This window comes from Candidatus Hydrogenedentota bacterium (genome assembly GCA_019695095.1).
Classification (GTDB): domain Bacteria; phylum Hydrogenedentota; class Hydrogenedentia; order Hydrogenedentales; family SLHB01; genus JAIBAQ01.
In genome coordinates, this window is sequence record JAIBAQ010000019.1 from 37,210 (window position 1) to 52,650 (window position 15,441).

Genomic DNA, 15,441 nt, shown 5'->3' on the forward strand with positions numbered 1-15,441 from the left:
GGCTGCCCAGGCGTTTTTGTCCGGTTTATGTTGGCCGCGCCTGATTTGCGTGTCTTTGGTACTTTGGGATAGCGTAGAAACAACACAAGAGACTGCCGGATGGGACACGGATATACACAGATAATACAGTCTGCTGCCCTGCGCATTGTTGAAGCTGCTATTGAATATACCGACGTCGACGATTTTGAGCAGCCGCTGCACTCTCTTGTCGCGGAACTTCCCTCAAGCATTGCCAACGAAACCGGCGTGGATGTCGCCAGTCTCAGGGACCACGGCGCCGACCCCGCAACGACCAGCCGGCTCTTACGGGCCGTCGAGGCCGAGACCATCAATGTCCTTCGCGAGAACTACGGAGAGGAAGATTTCCACGAGATCGTTCTCGCTCTCCGGCGGTGCATCCGCAAGTCTTTACCTGAGCGCCCCCTCAATCCTGAAGGCGTTCGCCTCTATCAAGGGTTGGTCGGCGCATCCGTAGAAGAGACAAAGCCCGAGACCCGTCGCCTTTACAGCCTCTTGAAGGGCATCCTTCGAAGCATCCGCGACATGGTCTATGTCCACGACACCCTCGGCAACTTCCTGTACGTCAATGACCGGGGTCTCGAAATGACCCGCTACACCCGCGACGACCTCGTCAATGGCATGTCCGTTTTCGATATGGTCGCTCCCGAGTACCTCGATTTGGTCGAGGAGCGCATGGCGTCCTCCCCCGGACGCTCGTCACCCTATTCCATCGAAATCTTCACCAAAGACGGCGACCGTGTCCCGATCGAAATTGACACCCGAGTTATGTTCGGCGAACGCGGCCGGCCAGATGCCGTCGTGGGCGTTGCTCGCGACCTCAGGCTGGAAAGACGTCTGCAGGAAGACATCGTTCGGACGAATCGATACTTCGAGCACCTCATGGGCAACACGTCGCACGGCGTGATCGTCATCGACCTCCAGGGCAACATCAGAGACGTGAATGCCTGCGCGTTGGCCCAGAGCGGCGCAACGTCAGCCACCTCGCTGATTGGTCATAACATTCGCAACGTGTGCGAGCAAGACGAAGAGAAGATATCTCAGGTCATTCAATCCGTTTGCGAACAGCGCAAAATCCTCAAGTCCCCGCTCGCCGTAAGGACCCGGTTCGGCGGCGAAATCAAGGGCGAAGTCACAGTCGTGCCCATCGAGGGAGAGAAGGCTTCGCCGGACAGCCTTATGCTGATCGTCCACGATACCGCGCGGCAACGCGCCCTCGAAGAAAACCTGATCCAGGCGGCCAAGCTCTCCGCCCTCGGAGAGATCGTCGCGCGTGCCGCCCACGAATTAAACAATCCGATCACCGCCATCCTCGGCTATGGCGAATTGCTGAAAGGGACAGCGACCGACGATTCCCAGCGCCAGCGATTCGATCGAATGTTGGAAGAGACGCACCGCTGCCGTCGCATCGTCGAGAATCTTCTTACGTTTTCTCGCCGCGCCGAACACAGTCGCAGGCCCGTGGACATCAACGGCCTTGTCGGCGAGGCTTTGTCGCTGTATGAATACGCGCTTCGTCTCGACGAAATCGAGGTCGATGTGAAGCTTGATCCGGATTTGCCGCAACTCAAAGTGAGCGCGCAGGACATTCAACGCGCCTTTCTCAACATTCTCAATAACGCCCACCAGGCACTGCTCGAGGTTGGTGATCGCCCCCGGCGCTTGAGCATATCCACCTCATTGAGCGGTCCCAATGTGCGCATTGGGTTTCGCGACAATGGCCCCGGTATCTCCGAGGAAGCAAGGACCCGTTTGTTCGACCCATTCTTCACAACGAAGCCCTTAGGCCAAGGAATAGGGCTCGGGCTGAGCATCGCCCACGGGATCGTGGCCGATCACTGTGGCCGCATCGAAGTGGAATCGGCGCCAGGTCATGGCGCGACCTTCACGATACTACTTCCTGTGACGCCGTAGCGCAGTTGTTAGTGCTCGATGTCGTTGCCGGGATTCTGTCGGCTACGCATTGCGTAGTGCGCAAGCACCACAACGCTGAACACCACATAAACCAACGCGGCAGACGGCGCTTCGCTTATCACGATGAGCATGAACCCCAGTGATGTCGCCACAGCCACGACGGCAGTCACCTTCAACAATGCCGGAGGAATCTGAAGATACGCCGCGCCGTACTCTGCCGGCATTCTTCGCGGCAGTCGCACGCTCGCGATGCTCAGCATCACCGTCATCAGCAAGATGCCCACCGCGGCCATAATCCCGTAGTAATCGATGGATGCGTTGAAGCCCAGCAGCACAAACACCAGCACGAAGAACGCCGTCTCGGCATGCAACGGACTCCGCGTACGTCCGTTTACGACTCCCAGCCAGGCGGGAAGCACCCCTTCGCGCGCTTGCGCGAACACCTCTCGCGGCAACGCGATCGCTGCTGCATTCAGTGAGGTCAGGCCCGCGCTCAGCGCCCCGATGCCCAAAAAGAATACCAACGGCGCGGGCATGAACAGGGCCGCCGATTCTGACAGCGGTGCCTTCATCGCGCGGATATGCTCCGGGTCATACGGAATGGAGTTCACGAACGTCGCGCCCACCGCAACGTAGAGAACCAGAACGATCACGCCGCCGATGCCCAGCGACAACGGAATGTTCCGCTTCGCATGTTGCATCTCTTCGCCCATTTCCGCGATCACTTGAAACCCCATGCACACGGAATAACAAAGTATCGTCCCCATGGCAAAACCGCCCGCACCCTTGGGAAAATCCAGCGCAAACGATATCGGAACCTTCACGGCGCCAAGGGCTGCATAGGACGTCAAGGCCAGGAACAACTGCACGACCATGGCGATCTGCAGCCACATCGCCAGCTTCAAACCAAATTGGTACATCGCAAAAAATACCGCGAGGATCGCAAAGCTTATGGCCATGTCAGGTACGCCGCCGGGGATGTGCTGACTAATGTACTTCGCCAGACCCACCGTTACGACGCACGTCGAGCATGCGCCACCCAGTATCGCCCACGACGACGTGAGCGCGCCCATCGCCGGCGACATCAAGTGCGCAGCATAGTAGTATCCGCCCCCCGCCTTGGGCATGGCGCTCGAAAGCTGCATCAGGGGGGTGACGCCCACCATCGAAATGGCTATCGCGATCAGAAACGCAAGCCACTGCGAAGTGCCCGCCGCGATCGAAATCTGGGCGATAAGCGCATAGATCCCAATCCCTATCACCCCGCCAACAACCAACGCGACACCACCCAGTAGTGTCACGGGTTTTGCCAGCTCTTGCTCAATCGGCGTTGCTGCAGAAATGGATGACGCGTTCTCCGGCGAAACAGTCACGGTAGCTCTCCCTGATTGTTCGTGCACAATCAGGGCGAAGGGTAGGGCACCCGCGAATCCTTGTCAAGATGTGGGACGAGAAAGCAGTTGCGGCAAGACGGGTTGGACCTGCACCAATCCTGATAGACCTGCAGGAGTCCTTGTTGCGCGCGAAAATCGATTCGCAGGGGGATCGCTTTTCCAAACAAGCGCGGCAACATGATTTTCACGATGTGATTGTCTGGTTCTTTCGGAAGCGCCGCGAACAACGCATGCACGCCTTCTTCCGCGGTCCGGTCCTGCCTCTGGCGCGCCATGGCCAACGCGGCAGGTACGAAAACGTTGCCGATGATTGAGCGTACCCGCCCTGCCCCCAACAACGCGACAGGTTTGGCGAGCCGCTCGCTCGTCCACGAGTAATGCTCCGCCCAAAACCCCATCGGACGTGGAAACAACGCCTCAAGCGCCCTGCGCCGCTGAAGTGGGGGAGAGGCATCCTTCCAGATCGATGCCAGTGTGCTCGCGATACCGTCTTTGCTGGTCCTTGCCAGAAACCTCGCCGCTCCCGCCAGCCTGCGCTCTGGATAGTTGCACGGACGCACACCGCTGCGTGACCACCCAAGCGGCAGGCTGCGCAATCCGGAAAGATGCGCTTCCCTTAGCTCAGAGAGACGAACATGGTGCGGGTGCGCGTCTTCCTGCAAGGAAGGCAACAGTCCCCCGAGTTGTAGAAACGCCGTTTCCACTAGCATCGGATCGAGTCGCGCCAGTTGCACCACGCGTTCGTAAGGCAATTGCCGCGCCAACGCATGAAAGTGATTCTTGTACCGGACGAACCCGCAGGCCGTCATGAACATCTCGTAGATTGCCTGGTCCGCGCCCACCCGCGATATCCGTTCGCCCATCGCGCGCGCCTTGTTTAGCAGCCGCCATTCGCCGGCGAGCCTCAGAAACTCCAGAAGGTGCGCCGCGCCGTACGCGCCGCAGATCTCCGCACACTTTCCCTGTGCCATGGGCGTGTCATACGGAAAATCGTCGGGGACTACCGTGTCGGCAAGCAACGCAACCGGCAACTCAAGGAACTTGCCCAGCAGCAGGCACGGAATCGCCCGCCCCGATGAAGTGACTGGCGGCGACGAGGGCGGTCGGGTATCCAGCACGACCACGAGGATAACGTCGTCGTACCGCGGATCGACGTGATGCCCGTGCTGTTTCCACGCGGCGTGATCGAGATGGATTTCGATGTCACCCGAATGCAGCGTCCCGGCAATCTCAATTTGCGCGCCGCGAAAGTCCGGCCCTTCCCCCTGATTCCACCAGCCAGGCGACAAAACCCGCACAGCTTTCCCGCTTGCGGTCTGAAGCCCACTTCCGCGATACAACCGATCGAACCATAGACACTGAACAACTTCTTCCGACACCACCGGCGCGCCTTCGCGCGCCACCGTGTGAAATCGCGCGTAGTCGCTCGAAAACGCCGCCCCCTCTTTCATGATTGGTCCTCGTGCCAACGCTTCAGATCCGAGACGCGAACTAGGCAACCCCCACAAATGATACTAACCACACACCCAATTCCCAAATTCTCTACCAACTCCAATCTCGCATGGTATAATTACTTGACAAAATGACCTCTGCTCTTGAGGAGGAGAAACATGGGTTCTTGGCTCGGACGATGGACTACGCTGTTTGCCTGCGTGTTGGTAGCTTATCCGGCGCTCAGTGAGAGTGCCTCCACGGACCTGGTCGGCAGAAAAGGCAAAGTTCAAGTCATCGAACGCGACGGCACCGTCGAGAACATTGATCCCAACGACTTGCGCATAAACACCGTGCGCGAAAAATCCGCCGCGCCGTCCCCATCGAAAGCGACCCCCGCGGACGAAGAAGCAAAGTCTGAAGCTCAACCCGCCGAGGGTGAGTCCAAGGATGCGCAGGACAGCACTAAGCAGACGGACGGAAAGCAGAAGGACGCCAAGCAAGCAGATCCCAAACAGGCAACCCCAAAAAAGAAAGAGCTAACTCCGGAGCAAATCGCCGCACAGAAGAAAGACGCCGAAGCCGTGCGCAAGATGCTCGACACCGGCGGCGCCTACTTCTACAAGAATGACAACACGCCCTTATCATACGATGAAGTGAAGAAGATGGTGGATTCAAACAACGTCGAAGGCATCAAGGCGCTGGACCTGTGGCAACAGCCCTGGAAACCCTCCTTCACCTCCGGCACCGAAGACACAAAAACAGCAACTTCGGGATCCAATCCCTCACCCAAAGAGCAGAAATAGGTCATATTTGTCGCACTAGACCCATAGGTCCCATTTCGGAATTCGGATACCAGGGCCATGTGTGATATCGTGCGTCATCGCTCATTATCATGCCCAATACTTCGCAATGAAGGACCCATTGCGCAGTGTCCTCGCGCGCTGATGCATTTCGAAGAATGGTCGACTGTATCCATGTCATGCTCTCGTGGTATTATGTCGACTATCGGCGAGATTGACGGGGCTTGCCGTGATTAGGATTGGAGGCTGTTCCGTCGAACGGCGGTTGGAGCGGATGGAGAGGAGACCCTGCTATGCGCCATGCTATCGATGGTTCCAATGAGCAGCGACTCAAACGCCTTGAGCGAGACCTTTCCCAGACTAGGAATCTCCTGCTTGTCGTGCTTGCCGTCCTTATTCTGGGGGTATTCGGTCCGCCTGCGATGTTTGTTCTCGGTGTGGGAGGGTGCATAGTCTACGGTTCCGTTCTGGTCTTTGATGTGATCTCAAAGCGGAAGCTTGAGTCGTATAAGCAAGCTATAAGCCTTCCCGAAGTCGAGGCGTTCGATTCGCGCCGTGCCTGTGAGGACGACGAGAACATGTAGAAGTGCGGTGTCCGTGCTCTTTGGGGCGTTTTCGGTACGGTTTCCTTCGTCAATCACAACCATCGTCACTTCTCCCTTCCCCGCAACCTTGCACAAGCACTCAATCGACACTACAATTCGCTCGGGCCAGATTCGACGTGCTTTTCGCAAGGAGACTCCGCTATGACCAGCTTTCTCACCGCACTTTTCCTGTGCGCCGCCGCCAACGCCCCGCTGTACGAACAGCAACTGGTCTTTGAACCCGATCCCAAACACAACCACAGTTCCAGCATCGTCGAAACGCCGAACGGCGATTTGCTCGTCTGCTGGTTCCACGGCTCCGGTGAGCGCTCTTCCGACGATGTGCTTGTCGCGGGCGCGCGCAAACGTAAAGGCGACGACAAATGGTCGGCCCCATTTATCATGGCAGACACGCCCAACCTGCCGGACTGCAATCCGGTCATGTTCGTCGATCCACGCGGTACGCTGTGGCTCTTTTGGGTGACCATCCAGAACAACGAGTGGGGGGGAGCGCTGCTCAAATACCGGACCTCCACCGACTATGCGCAAGATGGTCCACCCAAATGGCAATGGCAGGATGTCGTTCATTGCCGCCCCCTCGACCTCGAAGACGATTTCCTCGAAGCCGTAAAACAAGCCGAAATCCAGTACGCACCCCAATTGAAAGCGGACGAAAAGATGGCCAAGGGCCTCAACGAATGGAAGACTAAAGCGAAGGACAAACTCGCCCAGCGTCTTGGTTGGATGCCCCGCATTCATCCCATACTTCTCGGCGAAAATCGGATTATGCTTGGACTCTACTCCGACGTGTTCAATTGCTCAATCGCCGCCTTCACCGAAGATTGGGGCGAGAACTGGACCTTCAGCCAGCCCATCATCAGTTACGAGCTAGGCAACATCCAGCCCGCATTTGTCACCAAAAAGAACGGCGACATTGTTGCTTTCATGCGCGACAACGGTATCCCCAAGTGCATCCGCACGTCCGTTTCCGCCGACCACGGCATTAACTGGACGCCTACCGCGACAACTGCGTTACCCAATCCCGGTTCCAGCGTCGATTGCGTGGGACTCAAGAGCGGTAGTTGGGTACTGATTTGCAACGACACTCAAGACGGACGCCACATCCTCTCGGCCTACCTCTCCGAAGACGAAGGGGCAACTTGGATACGCCGCCGCCGCTTCGAGAGTTTCATCAAAGACCAAGGCTCCGGGTCCTACCCGTCGCTAATCCAAGCCGCTGACGGCACGCTCCATCTGACCTATTCCTATGTCAGCCAAGAGTTCAAGGGATCGGCCATCAAACACGTCCACTTCGACGAGGCCTGGCTCCGCGACGGCGAACAGATTTCTCAACCCACGACAAAGTGATCGGAGCGGGAATCGCGCAAATCTGAGACTGAACATACCGGAGACTTACGCAGGACTGATCAAATTGGGGACTGACGCAAGCGAGCGCAGCGAGACGTCTGTCCCCAATTTGCGCCCATACCGCGGAACGCGAAATTGTCCCCGACTACGGCCTTCAAATTTCAAATCACTCCCGCGCTGCGGCATGGTCTCCCGATCCGCCGCGGCGGACCACTCCGCCGACACACTTGTCGGCATGCGACCGAAGGTATCCAAAATCCAAAATCCAAAATCTAAAATCCCCTCGCCCCCAGCATCAACTCCATGCCCCGCTCCAAATCCACCATCGGCGTCTTCAGCCGTGCGCGCGCCTTCATATTGCGAAGCGACACGTCACGCGGCCGTTCCGCCCTGCCCGGTATCGACGCCGGGTCATGCGCAACAATTTTCGACTCGCTGTATCCCAACCTGCGCGCGATCCGGCGCATCATTTCCAGCCTGCTCAATCGATCACTCCCGCTGAGGTGCATACACCCCGTCCAATCGTTCCCCGCAAGCTCCAGCAAGGCCTGTCCCAGCGTCACGACATCCACCGGCGACCGAATCTCATTTGCCGGCGCGGTCACATCGCGTCCCGCCTCCAACGTCGCGACCATCCGCGAGACAAACGAATTGCCCGCGCCAATCATCGGCAGCCCCATGACCAACGCCACGCGCCCAACGACGGCCCTGCAACGTGACGCCGAAACGGCCCATTCTGACCGAACCTTCGTCTCTCCGTAGAAGTTCACGGGATTAACCGGGTCGCTCTCGTCGTAATTGCCCTTCTCGCCATCAAACACGTTATCCGTCGACAGGTGCACCATCTTCGCATCGTGATCGCAACACAACGTCGACAGTATCCGCGTATAATCCACATTGACCGCCACGGCTTCATCCTGGTTTGCCTGGCAATAGTCGATGTCCGCGAGCGCTGCCGTATGAATCACGGCATCCGGTTCCACATCGTGAAACAAGTCATGAAGCGACTCCTCGTCAAACGACGAAACCGTGTGCCATCGGAGGTTTTCCCGCTCGAACGCCGCTGGTCCGCGCGATACCGCGTGCAGTTCCCACGACGCATCCGCCTGCTTCACAATACTGCCCGCCACAAAACCATTCGCGCCGGTTATCAAAAGTCGCTTTGCCATTCTTTCAACTCCAGTTGAAATCTTCCGCTAGTACGTTAAGAGCGTAGCAGCGGCGCGTCTCTTCGTCAAAAGCGGTAATCCGATGCTCTCAACGGCCATCCCAAAATTTGACTTATCGTCAAATCTTTCCGAGAATGATCCCATGCCAATGGCATCGTTGTGGCAACTGCAAGGCCCAAACGCCAAATTCGAATAAACCCCACGAGCTTTGCCTGCATCCCAATACCGAGCAAGGCCCTGTGGTGTCCAATATCGTAACCACGTGCGTTGAGTGTAACGGAAGCCTCTCACGGCCCCGTGCGCAACCTATAAGTCTGCCTGGTGATTCTGGAGTGTGTGCAATGCGTTACTCTGCCCTGTTTGCCCTGATCGTGGGTGCCCTCGTTTTCCCCTTTGCTGCAACCCCTGAACAAGCCCAAGACCCGACGCCGCTTCCTGCCGTTGCCAAGAACTTCCGCCTCGATGACCACCTGGGGAAATCCCATGAACTGTCGCGTTTTCGCGACGCCAAGGCCATCGTACTCTTCTTCGCGGGAAACGGTTGTCCCATCGTTCGCAAGTCCATCCCCGCGTTGAAAGAAATCCGCGATGCCTACGCCCCTAAGGGCGTGGTCTTCCTCATGATTAACGGCAATCCCAATGACGACCGGGCCAGTGTCGCAAAAGAAGCTCAAGAGTTCGCAGTCGATATGCCCGTTCTACTCGACAGCGCCCAACTGGTCACCAAGACGCTCGGCGTGACTCGAACGGCTGAGTGCCTCGTCATCGACATGAAAAACTGGTCCATCGCATACCGAGGCGCGCTCGACGACCGCCTAGATTACGGTGCCGAGAAGCCAGCAGCGGGACATGCGTGGCTCAAATCGGCGCTCGACTCTGTTCTGGCCGGCACCCCCGTCGAGACTCCACGCACCGAAACCAAGGGCTGCATCATCGACATGCTCCCCGAACCCAAGCACCTCTCCTATTCAAACAACGTCGCCCCAATTCTCAAAAAGAAATGTGTCCAGTGCCATTCCGAAGGCGAAATCGGCCCCTTCTCCATGGACAGTTACGACGACATCGCCGGACGCAAACGCATGATGCGCGAAGTCCTTCTGACGAGACGGATGCCTCCTTGGCACGCCGATCCCCATTTCGGCGTCTTCGGCAATGACAACTCCCTCAAACAGGACGAGCTGCGCACACTAGTCGCATGGCTTGACGCCGGAGCCCCTCGCGGCGAGGGCGACGACCCCTTACTCGACGCGCCCAAACCCCGGCTGACGGAATGGCCGCTCGGCCAACCCGATATCGTCTTGCCCATGCCGCAGGAAATGCAGATACCCGCTTCCGGAGTCGTTGAGTACCAGTACTTCGAAGTACCCTTCCCCGGCCAGGAGGATATCTACGTCCGCGCCGCGGACGTGCTCCCCGGCAATCGCCAGGTACTGCACCATGTTCTCGTGTTCATCCAATACCCCGATCGCCTCGCAGCGCAACAGCCTGAGTTTGAAGGCGGACTCGAAGGGTATTTCGCGGGTTACGTACCCGGACAGGCCCCCGTCGAATTTCCCAAAGGCACGGCGAAATTCGTCCCCGCCGGTTCGACCTTTGTTTTCCAGGTCCACTACAGCCCAATTGGAAAACCCGTAACCGACCTTTCCAAGCTCGGTCTTTACCTCTACAAAGGGAAACAGCCCCAGGAACTCCTCACTAAAGCCGCGTACAACACCGATTTCGCGATACCCCCCAACGATGCGGCTTACGCTACAACAGCCACGCATCGGATCCTAAGAGACACGCTGCTATACGAACTCGCTCCGCACATGCACTACCGCGGCAAGGATTTCCAATACCAGGCCATCTATCCCGACGGTTCCTCCGAAATCCTGCTGTCGGTTCCCAAATACGACTTCAATTGGCAGACGCTCTATCGCTTTAAGGAGCCGAAGCTCCTGCCCGCGGGCACGCGCATCGTCTGCACCGGCGCCTTCGACAACTCATCCGCCAACCCAAGCAATCCCGACCCCAACACGTGGGTCGGATTCGGTGAACAGACTTTCGAAGAGATGTTCATCGGTTATATGGGCTATTCCTATGTTCCCGGCGGCAACGAGACCAGCCTGCCAACCGGCCTCGGTGCGGGCAAGCTCATCACGCAAGAAACGCTCACCAACACCGAATGGCAGTGGGGGAGATACCGTATCCGCTTTCTGGAAGGCGGTGTCATGGCCGCTGGCGAACGCGCTCGCGGCTCGTGGGAGATTCAGGACGGACACGTCCTGATAAAGGCAGGCGACCGCGAATTCAAACTCACGATCAAAGATGATTCGCTGCTTACCCGCGATGGAAAGCCACTGCAATGCCTGTCGTGACCTAGGGAATCCTCACCACAGCGCATTGGTCCAACCAGTTCTTGGGGCTTGCTGTCTCGGCCCATGGGTCCCATAAGACCTATGGGTCCCGTAGGTCCTATCTGTGCCTCGGCTCCACATGCGGCTTCCCGTCATAGACGATATTCACCACATCCCCATCGCTGAGAATCGACATGCGCGCCGCTTCCGTTACCAGTTCATTGATGCTCGAATTCGCCGGCGTCGCGATGATCCCCTTCTCGTCAACTTCCTTGATGATCGCCTGCCTGCACTTGAGACTCTCCGCTTCGCTCAAGCCGGCGGCCTCGCGCTCGATGCGCTGCATCGTGCTGATGTTGGCAGCAACCGATCGGAAACCATAGCCCACCGGTTCATACCCAGGTCCTTCCCAAGGCACAAGCTGATAGAAGTCGGGGCTGACGTAATTGAATTTCGTGCCGCCGCAGCCGATTCCGTCGAGGTAACAGTGACTGACCCCTCGGAATTGATCGTTGTGATGAATCATGCCTGTCTTGTCTTCGCCTTCGAAGAACATGATCAGGAACTGGTCGTTACTCCCGGCTCCATCGTCCGGATACCCCAGGCCGTTGGCCACTGACAGGCATGCGCCGTTTTCGAAGATGACCCGGCCATGCGCCCACATGAAGCACTCATTGCCGTTGGGGAACTTCCCCTTCACGCCGTGTACCGAAACCGACGTCGGACGCAGCCCCGTTATGAAATAGACCTGGTCCACGTAATGGCACCCGATGTACACAAACGGGTCCGTGTTCTGACATGTAAACCAGTTCTGAAAATTCGAATGCCGATACAGGTATGGCTCGTGCAACCGTGCCTCGCCCATCACGAATTCACCGTAATGACCTAGCGCGTAATGCCGTTTCGCCATGAGCGCGCGCGTATCGAACCGCTTGTGATACTCGACGCCCACAAACAGCCCCTTCTCGTACGCTTCATGCTCGATTTCAACCGCCTGCTCATGCTTCAACACGAGCGGCTTCACACACAGCACATGCTGGTTGTTCTTCAGTGCCTCTTTTACCACCGCGTAATGCAACTGATCGGGCATTGCCACAACGACCGCATTGCGCGGCGGCATGGCTGCAATGACCTCCTTGAACAACTCGGGATAGTTCTTCGTGGGCGGCTCGCTCAATGACGGATGAGCAACAAAGCTCTGTCCAGGAAACGCCTGCGTCAAATCCGGACTCTCCTGCAACGCTTTGAGCGGCGGAGTATTGAGCGCGCAGACCTGAATCTTGCCAACTACACCCGTGCGTTGAAGGTGATACACCGACGGCAGCAGCAGATCGTGCGTGATCATGCCTCCACCCACAATGGTTACGTCAATGCGTTCGGTCGAAGCGTGCGTCTTATTCGTCGTCATCTACCTGCTTCCCTTTTCTCTGAACAAATACACCCGTGAGGCGGGAATCTCCGCGTTACTACCGATGGCATCGCGTCGAAGTAGGCCCTGTTTTTCCAAATGGACCTGCTTAAGTCGACGTTCCCGGCCTTTCCCCCAAACCAGTAATGTCCAAATGCGGACTAGATCGCCTTGTCGAGCAGCTTCCCGGCATCGCTCTCAGGCGTCGCCGGTGCAGCGCCTTCCGCGGGCATCGTGATCTGAATGTTCATCTTGCTCCGCGCTTCATCGACGATCTTCTTCATCGCCTCCTGCTTCTTCGCGCGAAGCATGATCATCTTGAGATTCTCGCTCGCCTTCTCCTGCGCTATCGCACCCCGCGCGTTTACTTTGACCAGGTGCCAGCCCGACGCGCTCTTGAATGGCTCTGCCACTTCGCCAACTTTCGTTGAAAAAAGCACCTTGTCCAACTCCGGACGCCTCGGATTGTGTGGCACCCCGGTATACACACCGCCCTTGTCCTTCGTTTCCGCGTCCTGCGACACTTCCGCCGCTACTTTCGCAAAATCCTCGCCATCCTTGATCCGCTTATACGCGGCGTCAATTGCCTCTTTCCCTTTTGCCCACGCGGCGTCGTCCGTCCCTTCGACACGAATCAATATGTGCTGGAAATCGACCGCGTCGAACACACCGCGCTCAGACGCGCGCTTGTATTCGTCCGCAAGTTCCTGATCCGGCACCGTCACGTCCTTTGTCTGCTGATCCGTATACCGCTGAAGGAGGATCCGTCTTCTCACATTCTCCTTCACGGTATCCAAGTTCAATCCTTGCTTGGTCAAGTAGTCCTCGAACGTCATCCCCTGAGGCAGCCGCGCCTTGTTCTGCTCGATGTCCGCATTCACGTCTTCATCCGAAATCACGATCCCAGACTGCTTCGCAAGCAAATACATCACCCGCGTTGAAATCATGTCATCGAGCAACTGCATCTTCTGGGCCTGCGTCGGTTCAGGAATAGTGGGCGCGGCCATGCCCCTCGCACGCGCCTGAATCATCTGATTTTGCCGAATCGCCGCAATGCTCCGGTCCAATTCAGCCTTCGTGATGACCTCGCTATCGCCTATCTTCGCAATTACCGGACTATCCTCTTTCGCCGCTTCGGGAGCCGGAACCGGCGCCGGCGTCTCGCCAGGCGCCTGACCTTCCGCCGCATACGAGGCGTACAGCCCCAAGGCGCCCGCGGTCAGGATCCCAAACACAAAAACGCGCCAAGCACGTCGCTGAAACATACACGGATCTCCAAAGAGGGTGATGGACAGCCTGACCGGTTCAGCCGTTTACACTCGGGATCGGTCAGGCAGAACAGACTCAAACGAGGATAACAGAAACGATTTCCCAATGAAAAACGGGGACATTGCTACGTACAACGCGCGTCCCCAAAGAATCCTAATTGGGACAAAACGTGGAAGACTCAAGGAAGAGTGAAAAGCAGCGAAAAACAGGGACTGACCCAAGCGCAGCGAAGCGGAGACGGGTCTGTCCCTGTTCTTTCAATTCCTACAACTGCACCGGTTTCCCGGATTCCGCCGACCGGTAGATTGCTTCAATCACTTCCACCGACTTTCGCCCGTCTCGGCCATCAATCAGCGGCATACGGTCCTCAAGGATTGCATGCACAAAATCGTCGATCTGCCTCCGATGACCTTCATGCTTCAAACTCGCCAACGGGTCTGCCGCCCCCGACCCCAACGCCGATTCCTGACCGATCTGCGCGCGGATCTGCTCATCTTCCGGCCGCTCGTCCTTGAACTTCCAGACCACCAATTTCCCGTCTTCAAGCACCGCGCTGCCGTCCGTGCCATAAATTTCCACACGCGCCGCATGTCCCGGCCACGTCGCGGTGGAGCCTTCAATCACGCCCATCGCGCCGTTCTCGAACGTGAGCATTGCGCACGCCAAGTCCTCGACTTCCAGCCCTGTGTGGCCCACCAGCGCGGTTTGCGCGACGACCGACTTCACGCCGCCCATGAACCATACAAGCAGATCGATCTGATGGATGCCTTGGTTCATCAACACGCCGCCGCCATCCAACTTACGCGTGCCGCGCCACGCGCCGCTGTCGTAATACTCCTGCGAGCGGAACCACTTGATGTACGCGTCCCCCATGACCAGCTTCCCAAACCGTCCCTCATCCAGCGCCCTGCGGATGGCTAACGCTCCTTCCGCGAACCGGTACTGGAAGATGCATCCCAACTTCACGCCCGATTCGTCCACGGCCTTAATCAAGCGGTTGATGCGTTCCGAATTCACTTCCAGCGGCTTCTCCGCCAGAATATGCTTGCCTGCCTTTGCGCACTCCTCGGCAATCTCCGCCCGCATGCCGCTCGGCACACACAAACTCACCGCATGCAGATCATCGCGCCGGAGCATGGCCTTATAGTCGGTATACGCCTCAGCGCCATACTTGTCCGCAAGCGCCTTCGCATTCTTTTCGACTACATCCGACACCGCGACCAGTCGCGCATCCGGAATTTCCGAAATGGCCTGCGCATGAACAGGACCGATGTTGCCGCAACCAATGATTCCCAATCCAACTACTTTCATGACGCTCCCTTTGTGCCCCCGTGCCGGGTGTGTTGTGCATCGTGCAACGACCAACGCATTGCAGGCCTGATCCTTCCGCCCGGCGCCGGTATTCTTCCGTCGCGCCTGGCCCTTGCTCTCATTGGCCTGTCGCGCTAGTTACTATTGCATCATGCGATTTGATCACCCAAATTTCAAGCACCCACCTAACCCACTTGGCCTCACTCCGTTTTTGCTGTCCTTGCTGTCCTTGCTGTCCTTGCCGTCCTTGTTGTCCTTGCTGTCCTTGCCGTCGTTGTTGTTGTCCTTGTTGTCCTTGCTGTCCTTGCTGTCCTTGTCGTCCTTGTCGTCCTTGTCGTCCTTGTCGTCCTTGTCGTCCTTGTCGGCCTTGTCGTCCTTGTCGGCCCTTACCTTCGATTCTGCCTGTTGACTTCCCCTTCACCGCATTGCTACATTC

Annotated in this window: 11 protein-coding genes; 5 read left to right on the plus strand and 6 right to left on the minus strand. The window is 57.6% G+C overall.

Annotation, left to right across the window (positions count from 1 at the left end; all coding sequences use genetic code 11):
• Positions 1-99 precede the first annotated feature (99 nt).
• Entirely contained in the window at positions 100-1,932 is a 1,833-nt protein-coding gene (locus tag K1Y02_05440; protein ID MBX7255783.1) for a PAS domain S-box protein, read from the plus strand.
• Between the two features lie 8 nt (positions 1,933-1,940).
• Here K1Y02_05440 and K1Y02_05445 read toward each other — a convergent pair whose 3' ends face one another.
• Both K1Y02_05445 and K1Y02_05450 read right to left on the minus strand, forming a co-directional pair.
• Complete coding sequence (locus tag K1Y02_05445) at positions 1,941-3,305, minus strand: APC family permease (GenBank protein ID MBX7255784.1); 1,365 nt, start codon at positions 3,303-3,305, stop codon at positions 1,941-1,943.
• A 29-nt stretch (positions 3,306-3,334) separates the two neighbouring features.
• Positions 3,335-4,777, minus strand: coding sequence for a DUF2851 family protein (locus tag K1Y02_05450; GenBank protein ID MBX7255785.1), 1,443 nt, complete (start codon positions 4,775-4,777; stop codon positions 3,335-3,337).
• A gap of 159 nt (positions 4,778-4,936) precedes the next feature.
• Here K1Y02_05450 and K1Y02_05455 point away from each other — a divergent pair, with 159 nt between their 5' ends.
• The 3 genes from K1Y02_05455 (at position 4,937) to K1Y02_05465 (ending at position 7,512) form a co-directional block, all read left to right on the plus strand.
• Positions 4,937-5,563 (plus strand): hypothetical protein, encoded by a 627-nt coding sequence (locus tag K1Y02_05455; protein ID MBX7255786.1) that lies wholly within the window; start codon positions 4,937-4,939, stop codon positions 5,561-5,563.
• Between the two features lie 290 nt (positions 5,564-5,853).
• On the plus strand, positions 5,854-6,144 hold the full coding sequence (locus K1Y02_05460; protein ID MBX7255787.1) for a hypothetical protein: 291 nt from the start codon (positions 5,854-5,856) through the stop codon (positions 6,142-6,144).
• Positions 6,145-6,306: 162 nt separating this feature from the next.
• Positions 6,307-7,512 (plus strand): exo-alpha-sialidase, encoded by a 1,206-nt coding sequence (locus tag K1Y02_05465; protein MBX7255788.1) that lies wholly within the window; start codon positions 6,307-6,309, stop codon positions 7,510-7,512.
• 272 nt (positions 7,513-7,784) lie between these two features.
• Here the strand turns inward: K1Y02_05465 and K1Y02_05470 are convergent, their stop codons facing one another.
• Positions 7,785-8,681, minus strand: a complete 897-nt coding sequence (locus K1Y02_05470; GenBank protein MBX7255789.1) for an NAD(P)-dependent oxidoreductase — start codon at positions 8,679-8,681, stop codon at positions 7,785-7,787.
• A 341-nt stretch (positions 8,682-9,022) separates the two neighbouring features.
• Between K1Y02_05470 and K1Y02_05475 the strand changes: the two genes are divergently transcribed.
• Positions 9,023-11,038, plus strand: coding sequence for a redoxin family protein (locus K1Y02_05475; protein ID MBX7255790.1), 2,016 nt, complete (start codon positions 9,023-9,025; stop codon positions 11,036-11,038).
• A 97-nt stretch (positions 11,039-11,135) separates the two neighbouring features.
• Here the strand turns inward: K1Y02_05475 and K1Y02_05480 are convergent, their stop codons facing one another.
• From K1Y02_05480 to K1Y02_05490, 3 genes are all read right to left on the minus strand, one after another.
• On the minus strand, positions 11,136-12,425 hold the full coding sequence (locus K1Y02_05480) for a Gfo/Idh/MocA family oxidoreductase (GenBank protein MBX7255791.1): 1,290 nt from the start codon (positions 12,423-12,425) through the stop codon (positions 11,136-11,138).
• A gap of 161 nt (positions 12,426-12,586) precedes the next feature.
• Entirely contained in the window at positions 12,587-13,690 is a 1,104-nt protein-coding gene (locus tag K1Y02_05485; GenBank protein ID MBX7255792.1) for a peptidylprolyl isomerase, read from the minus strand.
• Positions 13,691-13,958: 268 nt separating this feature from the next.
• Entirely contained in the window at positions 13,959-15,005 is a 1,047-nt protein-coding gene (locus K1Y02_05490) for a Gfo/Idh/MocA family oxidoreductase (GenBank protein MBX7255793.1), read from the minus strand.
• Positions 15,006-15,441 lie beyond the last annotated feature (436 nt).

Excerpts from the sequence above, each read along its gene's own strand:
- K1Y02_05475 (MBX7255790.1), top strand. The coding sequence starts at position 9,023 with ATGCGTTACTCTGCCCTGTTTGCCCTGATCGTGGGTGCCCTCGTTTTC.
- K1Y02_05490 (MBX7255793.1), bottom strand. The coding sequence starts at position 15,005 with ATGAAAGTAGTTGGATTGGGAATCATTGGTTGCGGCAACATCGGTCCT.
- K1Y02_05480 (MBX7255791.1), bottom strand. The coding sequence starts at position 12,425 with ATGACGACGAATAAGACGCACGCTTCGACCGAACGCATTGACGTAACC.
- K1Y02_05450 (MBX7255785.1), bottom strand. The coding sequence starts at position 4,777 with ATGAAAGAGGGGGCGGCGTTTTCGAGCGACTACGCGCGATTTCACACG.
- K1Y02_05470 (MBX7255789.1), bottom strand. The coding sequence starts at position 8,681 with ATGGCAAAGCGACTTTTGATAACCGGCGCGAATGGTTTTGTGGCGGGC.
- K1Y02_05440 (MBX7255783.1), top strand. The coding sequence starts at position 100 with ATGGGACACGGATATACACAGATAATACAGTCTGCTGCCCTGCGCATT.
- K1Y02_05455 (MBX7255786.1), top strand. The coding sequence starts at position 4,937 with ATGGGTTCTTGGCTCGGACGATGGACTACGCTGTTTGCCTGCGTGTTG.
- K1Y02_05485 (MBX7255792.1), bottom strand. The coding sequence starts at position 13,690 with ATGTTTCAGCGACGTGCTTGGCGCGTTTTTGTGTTTGGGATCCTGACC.
- K1Y02_05460 (MBX7255787.1), top strand. The coding sequence starts at position 5,854 with ATGCGCCATGCTATCGATGGTTCCAATGAGCAGCGACTCAAACGCCTT.
- K1Y02_05465 (MBX7255788.1), top strand. The coding sequence starts at position 6,307 with ATGACCAGCTTTCTCACCGCACTTTTCCTGTGCGCCGCCGCCAACGCC.